11 protein-coding genes are annotated in these 14,193 nt (G+C 73.4%); 2 read left to right on the top strand and 9 right to left on the bottom strand.

Going from position 1 to position 14,193, the window contains the following annotated elements:
* Positions 1–611 precede the first annotated feature (611 nt).
* Positions 612–1,136 (top strand): universal stress protein, encoded by a 525-nt coding sequence (locus IE330_RS12975; RefSeq protein ID WP_190136105.1) that lies wholly within the window; start codon positions 612–614, stop codon positions 1,134–1,136.
* Positions 1,137–1,522: 386 nt separating this feature from the next.
* Here IE330_RS12975 and glmS read toward each other — a convergent pair whose 3' ends face one another.
* The 3 genes from glmS to IE330_RS12960 all read right to left on the bottom strand — a co-directional run bounded on the left by glmS (position 1,523) and on the right by IE330_RS12960 (position 4,672).
* Entirely contained in the window at positions 1,523–3,340 is a 1,818-nt protein-coding gene (glmS, locus tag IE330_RS12970) for a glutamine--fructose-6-phosphate transaminase (isomerizing) (RefSeq protein ID WP_190136104.1), read from the bottom strand.
* Between the two features lie 29 nt (positions 3,341–3,369).
* Complete coding sequence (locus IE330_RS12965) at positions 3,370–3,627, bottom strand: hypothetical protein (RefSeq protein WP_190136103.1); 258 nt, start codon at positions 3,625–3,627, stop codon at positions 3,370–3,372.
* 130 nt (positions 3,628–3,757) lie between these two features.
* The gene (locus tag IE330_RS12960; RefSeq protein ID WP_190136102.1) at positions 3,758–4,672 is read right to left on the bottom strand and encodes a DUF4429 domain-containing protein; all 915 of its coding nucleotides are present in this window, start codon (positions 4,670–4,672) and stop codon (positions 3,758–3,760) included.
* 127 nt (positions 4,673–4,799) lie between these two features.
* Here IE330_RS12960 and IE330_RS12955 point away from each other — a divergent pair, with 127 nt between their 5' ends.
* Positions 4,800–6,413 carry a beta-N-acetylhexosaminidase gene (locus tag IE330_RS12955; protein ID WP_190136101.1) on the top strand — a complete coding sequence of 538 codons (1,614 nt, stop codon included), beginning with the start codon at positions 4,800–4,802 and terminating at the stop codon, positions 6,411–6,413.
* 69 nt (positions 6,414–6,482) lie between these two features.
* Here IE330_RS12955 and IE330_RS12950 read toward each other — a convergent pair whose 3' ends face one another.
* The 6 genes from IE330_RS12950 to IE330_RS12925 all read right to left on the bottom strand — a co-directional run bounded on the left by IE330_RS12950 (position 6,483) and on the right by IE330_RS12925 (position 14,182).
* Positions 6,483–7,127, bottom strand: coding sequence for a GNAT family N-acetyltransferase (locus tag IE330_RS12950; protein WP_190136100.1), 645 nt, complete (start codon positions 7,125–7,127; stop codon positions 6,483–6,485).
* Positions 7,117–8,523, bottom strand: coding sequence for a pyridoxal phosphate-dependent decarboxylase family protein (locus IE330_RS12945; protein WP_190136099.1), 1,407 nt, complete (start codon positions 8,521–8,523; stop codon positions 7,117–7,119). The genes IE330_RS12950 and IE330_RS12945 overlap by 11 nt, the downstream gene beginning before the upstream one ends.
* Before the next feature lie 192 nt (positions 8,524–8,715).
* Positions 8,716–9,756 carry an ABC transporter substrate-binding protein gene (locus IE330_RS12940; protein ID WP_190136098.1) on the bottom strand — a complete coding sequence of 347 codons (1,041 nt, stop codon included), beginning with the start codon at positions 9,754–9,756 and terminating at the stop codon, positions 8,716–8,718.
* A 336-nt stretch (positions 9,757–10,092) separates the two neighbouring features.
* Positions 10,093–11,253, bottom strand: a complete 1,161-nt coding sequence (locus tag IE330_RS12935) for an acyl-CoA dehydrogenase family protein (RefSeq protein ID WP_190136097.1) — start codon at positions 11,251–11,253, stop codon at positions 10,093–10,095.
* Between the two features lie 5 nt (positions 11,254–11,258).
* Positions 11,259–12,221: a hydroxymethylglutaryl-CoA lyase gene (locus IE330_RS12930; protein WP_190136096.1), complete on the bottom strand. Its 963-nt coding sequence runs from the start codon at positions 12,219–12,221 to the stop codon at positions 11,259–11,261.
* On the bottom strand, positions 12,218–14,182 hold the full coding sequence (locus IE330_RS12925) for an ATP-binding protein (RefSeq protein ID WP_190136110.1): 1,965 nt from the start codon (positions 14,180–14,182) through the stop codon (positions 12,218–12,220). Before IE330_RS12925 ends, IE330_RS12930 begins: the two co-directional genes overlap by 4 nt.
* Between the last annotated feature and the right edge of the window lie 11 nt (positions 14,183–14,193).

Raw genomic sequence — 14,193 nt, 5'->3', positions numbered from 1 at the left:
GCGGGCCCCCGGCGGCCCGGCGCTCGCGCGCCCCCTCGGCGGCGTGGCGGCGGGTGGTGGGTGCGGCGGCGGAGGCGGAGGCGGGGGCGGACGGTGCGGGCACGGCGTACTCCCTGCGACGGTGGTTTCGCACGTGGTGCTGGTTCCTGGGAATGTCTCCGAAAGAGTGGTTTCACGGGTTCAACGCGTGACCCCCCGGCCGGTCACTGGCCGGAAGGGGCCGGGCCGCGCGAACCGGGCGCAAACCGCCTGTACGGGGCATCCGCCATTGCCATCCGGGCGCGCCTCATGCATGCTCCGGTGAACGCCGCGAGGCCGATGTGAGGCCGTGCGGGGGCGGCGGAAGCCGTCCACGAGGGCCGAGCGGGCCCTGGGCAGGAGAGGAGAGCCGCCGTACCCTTGGGGTAAGGGGTTGGGAAGATGATTCCCGGACACGCGTCCGGTGACGGCTCGTGTCCACCAGGCCGCCGGGTCCGACCTCCGCGCATCAGCCCGGGAACCGCGCACCGCCCCGACCGCGCACCGCCCCGTTCCACCGCGTCGCACCACGGACGCCGATCCACCCGACAAGAGCCGACCCTCCCACAGAGGACTCCTTCGCCGAGACACCGATGGCCGGTCACGAATTCTCCGAACCCGCGGACCGCAAGCGGCAGGTCGCCGATCCGACGGCGACGCCCCGAGCGGCGGAAGAACCACGTCACTCCTGCGATCCCGCCTTCCGGCACGGTGTCGTCGTCGGCTTCGACGGCTCGACATCCAGCGAGCGGGCCCTCGCCTACGCCATCGGGATGGCGCACCGGTCCGGCTCCGGCCTGATCATCGTGCACGTCGCCAACCGCCTGCCCACCACGGTCTGGGCGGGGTGCGAGCCCCCGGTCTTCGTCGACGTCCCCGACCACCGCACCGAAGTCCTCGGCCTCGAACTGGCCTGCGCGGACTACCTGTCCGAGGTGCCGTGGATCCTGGTCGAGCGCGGCGGCGACATCTGCCACGAGCTGGAGGAGGTCGGCCGGGAGTACGCGGCCGACGCCATCGTCGTGGGCTCCACGCACGGCATCGTAGGGCGCATCTTCGGCTCCGTCGCGGGCCGTCTCGCGCGCCGTGCGCAACGGCCCGTCGTCGTCATCCCGTGACCTTCGCCGTCCCCGTGTGACCCCTGTCGTCCCAGGTGGGACAGGGGTGTCAGGGTGCCGGACCCCGGTACGCGCCCGGGTGGCGCCGCATAAATCTACTCATGCGTAGAGGTGGTTTGTGCCCTTGTGAAGGGTACATACCCGGTCGCTGGGACGCGTCCCGCCGGCCGGGGGGTGACGGCCACCGGTCGTGGCGGGCGCGGGCCGGGGTAATGGGCGACCCCGGTCCCTTGAGGAGCGCCCCCCGAGCGCTTGGTGGCACGCCGGGGGGCGTTCACAGCACGACGGCCGGGCCGCCGCGCGCGCCCGTCGCCCGGCGTACGCGGGGCGGTCGGTGGCGCGCGGCGGCGGTCGGCCGTCGGGCGTACGCCGGGCTCCGGCGGTGACTACTCCACCGTGACCGACTTCGCCAGGTTGCGCGGCTTGTCGATGTCCCGGCCCAGGGCCAGGGCCGTGTGGTAGGCGAGGAGCTGGAGCGGGATGCCCATGAGGATCGGGTCCAGCTCGTCCTCGTTCTTCGGTACGACGATGGTGTGGTCGGCCTTCTCCTGCTCCTGGTGGGCGACCGCGAGGATGCGGCCGCTGCGGGCCTTGATCTCCTCCAGGGCGGCGCGGTTCTTCTCCAGGAGGTCGTCGTCCGGGACGATCGCCACCGTCGGCAGGGCCGGCTCGATCAGGGCGAGCGGACCGTGCTTGAGCTCGGACGCGGGGTACGCCTCGGCGTGGATGTAGGAGACCTCCTTGAGCTTCAGGGAGGCCTCGCGGGCCACCGGGTAGCCGCGCACCCGGCCGATGAACAGCATCGACTTGGCCTCGGCGAACTCCTGGGCGAGCTTCTTGATCTCGTCCTCGCGGGCCAGCATCTGCTCGATCTGCGCGGGCAGTTGGCGCAGACCCGCGATGATCCGCTTGCCGTCGGCGACCGACAGGTCCCGGATGCGGCCCAGGTGCAGGGCGAGCAGCGCGAAGGCGACCGTGGTGTTGGTGAAGCACTTGGTGGAGACGACGCAGACCTCCGGGCCCGCGTGGACGTACACGCCCGCGTCCGCCTCGCGGGCGATCGCGGAGCCGACGACGTTCACGATGCCGAAGACGCGGGCGCCCTTGCGCTTGAGCTCCTGCACGGCGGCGAGCACGTCGTACGTCTCGCCGGACTGGGAGACGGCGACGTACAGGGTGTCGGGGTCGACGACCGCGTTGCGGTAGCGGAACTCGGAGGCGGGCTCGGCGTCGGCGGGGATGCGGGCCATCTCCTCGATCATCTGGGCGCCGATCATGCCCGCGTGGTACGAGGTGCCGCAGCCGAGGATCTTGACGCGGCGCACCTTGCGGGCGTCGTGCGCGTCGAGGTTGAGGCCGCCGAGGTGCACGGTGGCGAAGCGGTCGTCGATGCGGCCGCGCAGGACGCGGTCCACGGCGTCGGCCTGCTCGAAGATCTCCTTGTGCATGTACGTGTCGTGGCCGCCCATGTCCCACGACTCCGCCTCCCACTCCACGGTGGTCGGCGAGGCCGTCGTACGGGAGCCCTCGGTGGTGTACGTGCGGTAGTCGTCGGCCTTGAGGGTGGCCATCTCGCCGTCGTCGAGGGTGACGACCTGGCGGGTGTGGGAGACGAGCGCGGCGACGTCGGAGGCGACGAACATCTCCTTCTCGCCGATGCCGAGGACCACGGGCGAGCCGTTGCGGGCGACGACGATGCGGTCGTTGAAGTCGGCGTGCAGGACGGCGATGCCGTACGTGCCCTCGATGTGGCGCAGCGCCTCGCGGACCCGCTCCTCCAGGGTCTCGGCCTCGGAGCGGGCGATGAGGTGGGTGATCACCTCGGTGTCCGTCTCGGAGCGGAACTCCACGCCGTCGGCGACCAGCTTGGCGCGCAGCTCGGTGGCGTTGTCGATGATGCCGTTGTGGACGACCGCGACCTTGTCCTCGGGGTCCAGGTGGGGGTGGGCGTTCTCGTCGGACGGGGCGCCGTGGGTGGCCCAGCGGGTGTGGGCGATACCGGTGGTGCCGGTGAAGCGCTTGGGGACGCGGGCCTCCAGGTCGCGGACGCGGCCCTTGGCCTTGACCATCTTCAGGCCCGTGGCCTTGGGGGAGGTGATGACGACGCCCGCGGAGTCGTAGCCGCGGTACTCCAGGCGCTGGAGGCCCTCCAGGAGCAGCGGGGCGACGTCACGCTTGCCGATGTATCCGACGATTCCGCACATAAGGGTCCCTTGGGTGTGGTGGGGATGGTCTAGCCGTAGACGATGCGGCGCAACTGCCGCAGCGAGAGCTCGGGCGGTGCCACCGCGCGGTAGCGCAGCTCCGCCGCGATCTGTTCGAAGATCTCCGCGTTCACCAGGCCCTGACCCTGGAGTTCGCGGTGGCGGCGGCGGACGTAGCCCTCGGTCGTCTCGTCGAAGTACGCGAGCACGTCCTGGATCACCCGGAGCGCTTCGCCGCGCTGGAGCTGCGTGGAGCGCATCAGGTGATCGACAAGTTCTTCGTGCACCCGATGATCCTGGATTACGCAGGGCCCTTGCGCAACAATCCTGCCCGGAATCGGGCAGGATTAGCTCGATCGACCCTCCTGGTCCGCTCGTACGGCGCGTACGGGCCCCTACGGAGGGCGCCCGTACGGCTCACATCCGGCGCAGGACCGCCTGCTTGGCCGCCGTGAACTCCTCGTCCGTGAGGATGCCGCCGCGGTGCAGCTCGCCCAGCTCCCGCAGGCGCCGAAGCAGCGCGTCGTGGTCGTCCTCGGCCGGCGCGGGCGGGGCGGGCACCGGCGCGGCGGCGGGCACCGCGGGCGACAGCGTCTTGTGGACGGGGGCCGGGTGCGCGGTCGGCGCGGGCCGCGCCGGGTGCGGCAGCCGGGCCTGCACGGCCGCCGCGACGAGCGCCATCAGCGGGTCCTTCTTGAAGCCCCACAGCTCCACCGAGTTCGGGTCGTACTTGGGCGGGGCCTTGGTCGGCGCGTTCCGCACGGTGAAGCGGAGGTAGCCGTTCTCCAGGCCGATGGCGGGCTGCCACTCGACGGCGGCGACGTCCCCGAGCGCGATGGTGCGGGTGCCCGCGGCGGCCTTGGCCTCCTCCGTCTTCCAGTTCCACTCCAGACGGACCTGCTCGCCGTCGAAGCTCACCGTGGCGTCGCCCGCGGAGACCTGGAGCGGCACCGACGGGCCCGACAGGAGATAGCGGTCGCAGGCCGTGGCCGGGACCTGCTCCAGCAGCAGGGCGTTGCGCACCTCGTCGACCAGGTACTCGGCGACGCCGTACCGGTCGGGTTCCACCGTGAGCTGGTACGGGTCCGAGGCGTCGGCCAGCCTGCCCGCCGTCGCCTGGAGCAGCGGGTCGGCGCCGTCGCGAAGGCGCAGCCGGAGCCGTCCGCTCTTCTTGCCCTGCTCGAAGGCGATGCCCGCCAACGCCCCGAGCGGCAGCGTCACTTCGCCCAGCGTCTTGCGCAGCAGCGAGACGCCCTTGTCGCGTCCCGGCACGAGCCGCAGTGCCACTCCGTCGAAGGTCCAGGTCCCGTCGCGCTGGATGATTTCCGCCATGGGGGTGATTCTCGCACCGCCGCCCAGGTCAGGTGGTCTACACCTTGACCGGGCCTGGGGTGCGCGGTACGCATGAGGACAGTTCGACCGTGTCACCTCCGCGTCGGCCCGTCGAAGGGACCCGCTCGTGCGAAAGCCCCACAGATCGACACGTGTCATCGGCGCCCTGCTCCTCGCCGCCGCCGCAGGTCTGTCGACCGCGGCGACCGCGCCGGGCGGACCGCCCCGGACCGCGCCCGAGCCGACCCCGCTCGGCCGCGTCGTCCCCGCGCCCCTGAAGGCCGAACCGGCCGGGCCCGGCTACGAGATCACCGCCAAGACCGCCATCCGCGTCGGTGCCCACCCCGAGGAGCGCCGCGTCGGCGAGTACCTCGCGCAACTGCTGCGCCCCGCCACCGGCTTCCCCCTGCCCGTCACCGACCGCGCGGGCGGCGACGGCATCCGGCTGCGCGTCAGCGCCGAGCCCGCGAACAAGGTCCTCGGCGGCGAGGGCTACCGGCTGATCTCCGAGCGCCGCTCCCTCACCCTCACCTCCTGGTCGGGCGCGGGCCTCTTCCACGGCGTCCAGACGCTGCGCCAGCAGCTCCCCGCCGCCGTGGAGAAGCGGACGAGGCAGCCGGGGCCCTGGCGGGTCGCGGGCGGCACCGTCACGGACACCCCGCGGTACGCCTACCGGGGGGCGATGCTCGACGTGGCCCGCCACTTCTTCCCGGTCGAGCACGTCAAGCGCTACATCGACCAGTTGGCGCTGTACAAGATGAACACGCTGCACCTGCACCTGAGCGACGACCAGGGCTGGCGCATCGCCGTCGACTCCTGGCCGCGCCTGGCCTCGTACGGCGGCTCCACCCAGGTCGGCGGCGGCCCCGGCGGCTTCTACACCAAGGACCAGTACCGCGAGATCGTCTCCTACGCGGCCTCCCGGGGCCTGGAGGTGGTCCCCGAGATCGACATGCCGGGGCACACCAACGCCGCGCTCGCCTCGTACGCCGAGCTGAACTGCGACGGGGTGGCGCCGCCGCTGTACACGGGCACCGAGGTCGGCTTCAGCTCGCTGTGCGTGAAGAAGGACGTCACGTACGACTTCGTGGACGACGTGATCCGCGAGCTGGCCGCGCTCACGCCGGGCCGCTACCTGCACATCGGCGGCGACGAGGCGCACTCCACCAGCGACGAGGACTTCGTGGCGTTCATGGACAAGGTGCAGCCGGTCGTCGCCCGGTACGGCAAGACCGTGGTCGGCTGGCACCAGTTGGCCGGGGCGCACCCGGCGCCGGGCGCGGTCGCGCAGTACTGGGGCTACGACCGCACCGGCCAGGCCGAGCGCGACGAGGTGGTGAACGCGGCGAAGGGCGGCACCCGCCTCGTGCTCTCGCCCGCCGACCGGGCCTACCTGGACCACAAGTACGACAAGGACACCCCGCTGGGCCTGAAGTGGGCCGGGTACGTGGACGTGCGCAGGGCCTACGACTGGGACCCGGGCACGTACCTCGCCGGCGCCCCGGCCGAGGCGATCCTCGGGGTCGAGGCCCCGCTGTGGACGGAGACCCTCTCCACGCCGGCGCACCTGGACTACATGGCCTTCCCGCGCCTGCCCGGCATCGCCGAGCTGGGCTGGTCGCCCGCGGCCGCGCACGACTGGGAGGCGTACCGCTCCCGGCTCGCGGCGCAGGCGCCCCGCTGGGACGCGCTGGGCATCGGCTACTACCGCTCGCCGCAGGTGCCCTGGCCCGCCTCCTGACGGGGGGTCGTACGGGCGGCGGCTCCGGAGGACCGTACTCCGGAGCCGCCGCCGGCCGGTGGGGTGGTGCTACGCGGCCGCGTGCGGCGGGCGCCCGGCCACCGCGCGGCGGACGACCGCCGCCTCGAACCGCTCGCGCGCGCAGAAGCTGAGCAGGGCGAGCCCGTCGGGTGTCCCGGTCTCGCACTCGGGCACGAAGCCGACGGCCTCGTACCGGCGGCGCGCTTGCGTGTCGGCGGCGTCGGACTCGACGACGACGCGCTGGGCGGCCGGGTCGGCGAACACGTACTCCAGGGCGGTGGCGAGCACGGTCTCGGCGAAGTCGGGCACGGTCTCGTGGTCCGGGGCGAGGAGGACGTGCAGGCCGACGTCGCCGGGCTCGGGCTCGTAGAGGTCCACCGGGGCGGCGCGCAGGGGGTCGTAACGCTCCATCAGGAACGCGGGCTCGCCGTCGAGCAGGCCGAGGTACGCGTGGTGGTGCTCGGAGGCGGCGATGCCCATGTACTCCCGCTCCACGTGGTGGAGCTTGGCGTCCCGCCGCTGCCAGTGGGGGGCCTTGGGGTGGGTGACCCAGGAGTGCACCAGCTCGGTGTCGGTGAACGGGTCGAGGGCGCGCAGGGTGAGGGTCCCGGCGCCCCGGCCGCGGGCCGCGGCTGTGGCGCGCGTGCGGGACGGGCGCCGGGCGGCCGGGGCGCGGTGGAGGTCAGCTCGCACGGACAAGGCGGTCTCCCAGGTACTGCTCGGCGTGGTGGGCGATCAGGTCGAGCACGGCGGCGAGGTCGGCGGTCGTCGTCCCGGGGTTCAGCGGGGTGAGCCGCAGGTACTGGCGGTCGCCCACCACGGTGCCGGCGACGGCGGCGGCACCGGAGGCGCACAGGGCCTTGCGGGCGTACAGGTTGGCGCGGTCGATGTCGGCGGGGGTGCGGATGGCGGCCGGGATGTGGCGGAAGACGAGCGTGCAGAGCTGGGGTTCGACGGTGACGGCGAAGCGCGGGTCGGCGGCCACGAGGTCGAAGCCGCGCGCGGCCAGGTCGCAGCACGCGTCGAACCGGTCGCCGAGGGCGTCGGGGCCCAGGGTGCGCAGGGCCAGCCACAGCGACACGACAGCGGGGGCACCGGCCGTCCGGACGGGGCTGTCGGCGTGGCGGGGGCCGGGCTCGTGCGGCGCCCGCCAGGGGCCGGGGTACTCCGCGGCGGCCGGGCGCAGCGCCGCGCCGTCGCGGACCAGGAGGGCGGCCGGGCTCGCCGGTCGCGCGTACGACGTGGGGAAGTCCACGGTCACCGAGTCGGCGCGCTCGATGCCGTCGAGGAGGTGGCGCCGGGTGCGCGAGGCGAGCAGCCCGCAGCCGTACGCGACCCGCACGTGCAGCCGGACGCCGTGGTGTGCGCACAGGTCGGCGAGGTGCGCCAGCGGGTCGACGGAGCCGGACCCGGCGGTGCCCGCGGTGGCCATGACGGCCAGGGGCACCAGGCCCTCGCGGGCGCAGCGCTCCAGTTCGCGGGCGAGCGCCACGGTCTGGAGGCGGCCGCCGCGGTCGGTGGGGACGGTGACGACGGCGTCCGGGCCGAGGCCGAGGAGCCGGGCGGCGGCGCGGGCGCGGGCGTGGTCCGCGGCGGGGACGAGGACGCGGAGGCGATGGGTGCCGGGGCCCGCCGCCTCGCGGGCCAGGAGCAGCGCCTGGAGGTCGGCCTGGGCGCTGTCGGCGGCGAACAGGCCGTCGGCGGCGGGCCCGAGGCCGAGGCGCCCGGCGGCCCAGTCGACGAGGCGGCGTTCGAGGTGGGCCACGCCCGCGGACCGGTCGTCCCAGGGGGAGGGGCCGTCGGGCCCGGCCGGGAGGAGGGCGGGGGCGGCGAGGTGCGCGAGGTGGCGGGGGTGGCCGGGGGAGACCGCGGCGGGCGGGCAGAGCCGGTCCAGCTCGTCGAGGGCGGCGGCGGTGTCGGGCAGCGGCGTGTCGAGATCGACGGCGTCGGCAACGGTCGCGGCGGCGGCAACGGTGGCGGCGTGCGGCGGGGAGGCGGTGGCGGTCCTGGCGGCCACCCGCTCGGCTTGGTCGGTCACGGGGGTGCGGTACCGCTCCGTGGTCGTGCCGGTGAGCAGGTGCGAGCGCATGAACGGTCCTCCAGGTGAGGGGACGTGGGACGCGCCCCGGGCAGGGCACAGCGAGGGAGTTCCGGGGCGCGTCCCGATAACTAAGGTTAGCCTAACCTAAGTTCATGCGTCCCGTGGTGCCCGGGAACGACGGACGGGCCGGAACTCGCGCGGGTGCGAGTTCCGGCCCGTCCGGTGGCGGGTGGCGCGGGGTCAGGAGACCTTCTTCGCCTTCTCGATGGCCTTCGCCAGGTCCTCCAGGATGGGGGCGCACTTGGCGTACGAGTAGATCGGCTCGGTCACGCGCGGGATGACCTGCCCGGCCTTGACGGCGGGAAGCTTGCCCCACGTCGGCTTCTGCTCGGCGAGGCCCTCCGGCTGCAGCGCCGACGTGCGGTTGTCCATCATGATGACGTCGGCCTCGTACTTGTCGACGTTCTCCCAGGACAGGTTCTCGAACCAGCCGCCGCTCTCCTTCAGGGCCTTGGCCGGCGGCTCGACGAGGTTCACGCCGAGGGACTTGAAGTACTCCAGGTCGGCGGAGAGGTTGGAGCCGGAGACGTAGAAGATGTCGGCGCTCGCGGAGCCGACCAGGACCTTGATCTCCGGGCGGGCCTTCGCGGCCTTGCGCAGCCGCTCGGCCGCGGCCTCGAAGCGCTTCTTCGCCGCGACGACCTTGTCGGCCTTCACGTCGGCGCCGAGCGACTCGGCGAGGGCCAGCAGGCGCTCCAGGGGCTTGGTCATCTGGCGGTCGTAGACCGAGATGCCGACGCTCGGGGCGAGCTTGAGGATCTTGTCCTTGGACGCCTCGGGGACGTACCAGAGGGTGCCCTGGTCGTCGAACATCGTGGAGATCAGGACGTCGGGCCTGAGGCCCACGTACTTCTCGATGTTGAACTGGTCCCAGGCGTTGCCCAGGATCGTCACCTTGCTGATGTCCATGTCGCCGGCCTGGACGTCGGGCTTGCCGTCCTTGGTCTTCGTGGGGCCGAAGACGCCCTTGACCTCGATGCCGTAGTCGTACAGCGCGGCCGCGACGCCGGTGAACGCCACGATGTTCTTGGGCGTGGTGTCCTTCTTCGCCGTCGTGCCGCGGTCGTCCTCGAAGGACCAGGGGCCGCCGTCCTTGCCGGAGCCGCCGCCCTTGCTCTTGTCAGCCTTCTCGTCGCCGCAGGCGGCGAGGACGGCGGTGAGGCCGAGGGCGCCGCCCGCGGCGAGGAGGCCGCGGCGGGTGGGCTGGGGGAGTCGGGGCATGGGGGTCTCTGCTTTCGTACGGGGCGCCGCGGGCGGCGGTGGCCGGAAATCGTGCTTAGGTTAACCTAACCTTGCCTCTGCTTCCCCGCCCACCCGCCCCTTCCCTCCCGGGCCCGGCCCCGCTGCCCCCGCGGCACTCGTCTGGGGCTCCGCCCCTTTCCCCCGTCATCGGCGCTCCGCGCCTCGCCCTCAAACGCCGGGCGGGCTGGTAACCCCCCTTGCGCCTCGCTGTGAACACCGGACGGGTGGGGAGAAAAGCCCGTCCGGCGATTGAGGACGAGGCGCGGAGCGCCGATGGGGGGCGGGTGGGCGGGGAAAAGAGCCCCAGCCCCAGCCTCAGCTCGTGAGGCCCAGCTCCCGAGCGATCAGCATGCGCTGCACCTCACTCGTGCCCTCGCCGATCTCCAGGATCTTGGAGTCCCGCCACATCCGGGCCACCGGGTACTCGTTCATGAAGCCGTACCCGCCGTGGACCTGGGTCGCCTCGCGCGCGTTGTCGACGGCGACCGTCGACGAGTACAGCTTGGCCAGCGCCGCCTCCTTCTTGAACGGCTCCCCGGCGACCAGCCGCGACGCCGCGTCGCGCCAGGCGAGCCGGGACGTGTGCGCCTTCATCTCCATGTCGGCGATCTTGAACTGGATGGCCTGGTTGGAGCCGATGGGCCGGCCGAAGGCGTGCCGCTCCTTGGCGTACTTCACGGACTGGTCGACGCAGCCCTGGGCGAGCCCCGTCGCGAGCGCGGCGATGGCGATGCGGCCCTCGTCGAGGATGCGCAGGAACTGGGCGTAGCCGCGGCCGGGTTCGCCGAGGAGGTTGGCCTTGGGCACGCGGACGTCGGTGAAGGACAGCTCCCGGGTGTCCGACGCGTTCCAGCCGACCTTCGAGTACGGGGCGGCGACGGTGAAGCCGGGCGTCCCGGACGGCACGATGATCGAGGAGATCAGCGGCTTGCCCTCGGCGGTGCGGCCGGTGACGGCGGTGACCGTGACCAGGGCGGTGATGTCGGTGCCGGAGTTGGTGATGAAGCACTTGGTGCCGTTGATCACCCATTCGTCCGTGGCCTCGTCCAGGCGGGCCGTGGTGCGCGTGCCGCCCGCGTCGGAGCCGCCGTCCGGCTCGGTGAGGCCGAACGCGCCGAGGGCCTCCCCGGCGCACAGCCGCGGCAGCCACTCCCGCTTCTGCTCCTCGGTGCCGAACAGGTGCAGCGGCATCGCGCCGAGCGAGACGCCCGCCTCCAGGGTGATGGCCACGGACGAGTCGACGCGCGCCAGCTCCTCCAGGGCGATGCCGAGCGCGAGGTAGTCGCCGCCCATGCCGCCGTACTCCTCCGGGAACGGCAGGCCGAACAGGCCCATACGGCCCATCTCGCGCACGATCTCGTAGGGGAACTCGTGCCGCTCGTAGTAGTCGCCGATCTTCGGGGCGACCACGTCGTTGGCGAACTCCTCCACGGTGCGGCGGAGTTCCTCGTGCTCGGGGGTCAGGTGGTGGTCCATCGTTCTCACGGCTCCTGGTGGGAGAGGGCGCGCACGGTGCGCGACGGGCTCGGTCGGCCCAACCGGTCGGCCATCCACGCGCTCGTGGCGGTGAGACGGCCGAGGTCGACCCCGGTCTCGATGCCGAGGCCGTGCAGCATCCACACGAGGTCTTCGGTGGCGAGGTTGCCGGTGGCGCTCTTGGCGTACGGGCAGCCGCCGAGGCCGCCCGCGGAGGCGTCCACGGTGGTGACGCCGTGCTGGAGCGCGGCGAGGGTGTTGGCCAGGGCCTGGCCGTACGTGTCGTGGAAGTGCACGCCGACGCGGTCGGTGGGCACTCCCTGGTCGTTGAGGGCGGTCAGCAGGGCCCGGACGTGGCCGGGCGTGGCGACGCCGATGGTGTCGCCGAGGCTCAGCTCGTCGCAGCCCAGGTCGAGCAGCGCCCGGCAGACGCGGACGACCTGGGGGATCGGCACGGGGCCCTCCCAGGGGTCGCCGAAGCACATCGACAGATAGCCGCGCACGTGCACCTGGTCGGCCCCGGTCCCGGTGGCCTTCGCCCGGGCCACCACCGGCGCGAACATGGCGAGTGCCTCGTCGACCGTGCGGTTCAGGTTGGCCTTGGCGAAGGACTCGGTGGCGCTGGCGAACACGGCGACCCGGCGGGCGCCGAGCGCGAGCGCCCGGTCCAGGCCGCGCTCGTTCGGCACGAGCACCGGCAGGTGCACGCCCGCCAGGTCCCGCACCTGGGGGAACAACTGCTCCGCGTCGGCCAGTTGGGGCACCCACTTGGGGTGCACGAAGCTGGTGGCCTCGACGGTGGTGAGCCCGGCACCGGCCAGGCGGCGGATGAACTCCGCCTTCACCTCCGTGGGGACGGCCCCCTTCTCGTTCTGCAGGCCGTCGCGGGGGCCGACCTCGTGGATGCGGACGCGCGGCGGCAGCCCCTCCGCCGGTACGGCCATGGGCAGGCCGGTCGTGTCGCTCATGCCTCCTCCTGAGCCGACGCGTCGGGGACCACCACGGCGAGGATCTGGTCCATGGCGACCGTGGTCCCGGGGGTGACGTCCAGTTCGGTGACGGTGCCCGCGTGCGGGGCGGCGATGACGTGCTCCATCTTCATCGCCTCCACCACGACGAGGCTCTGCCCCGCCGCCACTCGGTCCCCCACGGAGACCTTGACGACGGTGACGGTGCCGGGCATCGGCGCGGTCAGCGCGTCCGCGCCCGCGTGGGCCGCGCCGGTGAGCGCGGCCTCCACCGGGTCGTGGTCGCGGACCTCCCAGGCGTCGCCGTCCCGGCCGAGCCAGTCACCGGCGTGGTGGAAGGGGGTGACGGGACCGGGCGCCCGGGTCCCGTCGGCGTCGACCTCGACCGTGCCGTCCGCGGTGAGGCGGGTCCGTACGGTCACCGGGTCGTGCCCCGGCACCCGCAGGTGGTGCACCGTCCAGGCGGGTTCGCCGCCCAGGCGCCAGCCGTTGGGTACGGAGAACGGGTCGGTCCAGGCGTTCCCGTCCCGCGCGGGGGCCGTCGCCCTGGCCCGCGCGGCGGCCTCGTACACCTCCGCGGGGACGTCCGTGTCGACCAGCGCCTCGGCCTCGCGCTCCACGAGGCCCGTGTCCAGCTCTCCGGCCACCACCGCGGGGTGGGCGAGCAGCCGCCGCAGGAAGCCGGTGTTCGTCGGCACACCGAGGATCACCGTCTCCGCGAGGGCCGCCCGCAGCTTGCGCAGCGCGGTCGCGCGGTCGGGGCCGTACGCGACGACCTTGGAGAGCATCGGGTCGTACAGGCTCCCGACCTCCGTGCCCTCGCTGAGGCCGGAGTCGGTGCGCACCCCGTCGCCGGAGGGCTCGCGCAGCGCCAGGACTGTGCCGCCGGAGGGCAGGAACCCGCGGGCGCCCTCTTTGAAGGACACTGTCTCGGCGCAGATGCGGGCCTCCACCGCGTGCCCGGTCAGGCGCACGTCCTCCTGCGCGAAGGGCAGCGGTTCCCCGGCGGCGACCCGGAGCTGCCACTCCACCAGGTCCAGGCCGGTGATCAGCTCGGTGACCGGGTGCTCGACCTGGAGGCGGGTGTTCATCTCCATGAAGTAGTACGAGGACGGGTCGCCGCCCGGGACGATGAACTCGACCGTGCCGGCGCCGACGTAGCCGCAGGAGCGGGCGGCGTCCACGGCGGCGGCGCCCATCGCGGCGCGCGTGGCCTCGTCGAGCAGGACGCTGGGCGCCTCCTCGATGATCTTCTGGTGGCGGCGCTGGAGGGAGCACTCGCGCTCGCCGAGGTGGACGACGTGGCCGTGGGCGTCGGCGAGGACCTGGATCTCGATGTGCCGGGGGCGGTCGACCCAGCGCTCCACGAGCAGCGTGTCGTCGCCGAAGGAGGCGCGCGCCTCGCGCCGGGCGGCGGCGATCTCCTCGCCGAGCAGCGCGGCGTCCCGCACCAGGCGCATGCCTTTGCCGCCGCCGCCCGCGGACGGCTTGAGCAGCACCGGGGTGCCGATCTCCTGGGCGGCGGCCATCAGTTGGGCGTCGGTGAGGCCGCTGCCCGAGGAGCCGGGCACCACCGGGACCCCGGCCGCGCGCACCGTCTCCTTGGCGCGGATCTTGTCGCCCATCAGGTCGATCGCCGTGGCGGGCGGCCCGATGAAGACCAGGCCGGCGTCCGCGCAGGCCTGCGCGAAGGCGGCGTTCTCCGCGAGGAAGCCGTAGCCGGGGTGGACGGCCCGGGCGCCGGAGACCGCGGCGGCCTGCAGGAGCCGCTCCACGGACAGATAGCTCTCGGCGGCGGGCGCGGGGCCGAGCCGCACCGCGGTGTCGGCCTCGCGCACGTGCCGGGCGCCGGCGTCGGCGTCGGAGAAGACGGCCACCGAGCGCACGCCGAGACGGCGCAGCGTGCGGATGACGCGGACGGCGATCTCGCCCCGGTTGGCCACAAGGACCGTGTCGAACATGCTCATCGCGT

The sequence above is a fragment of the Streptomyces longispororuber genome (genome assembly GCF_014656095.1).
Taxonomy (GTDB): domain Bacteria; phylum Actinomycetota; class Actinomycetes; order Streptomycetales; family Streptomycetaceae; genus Streptomyces; species Streptomyces longispororuber.
This window is presented reverse-complemented; position numbering and strand designations above follow the sequence as displayed.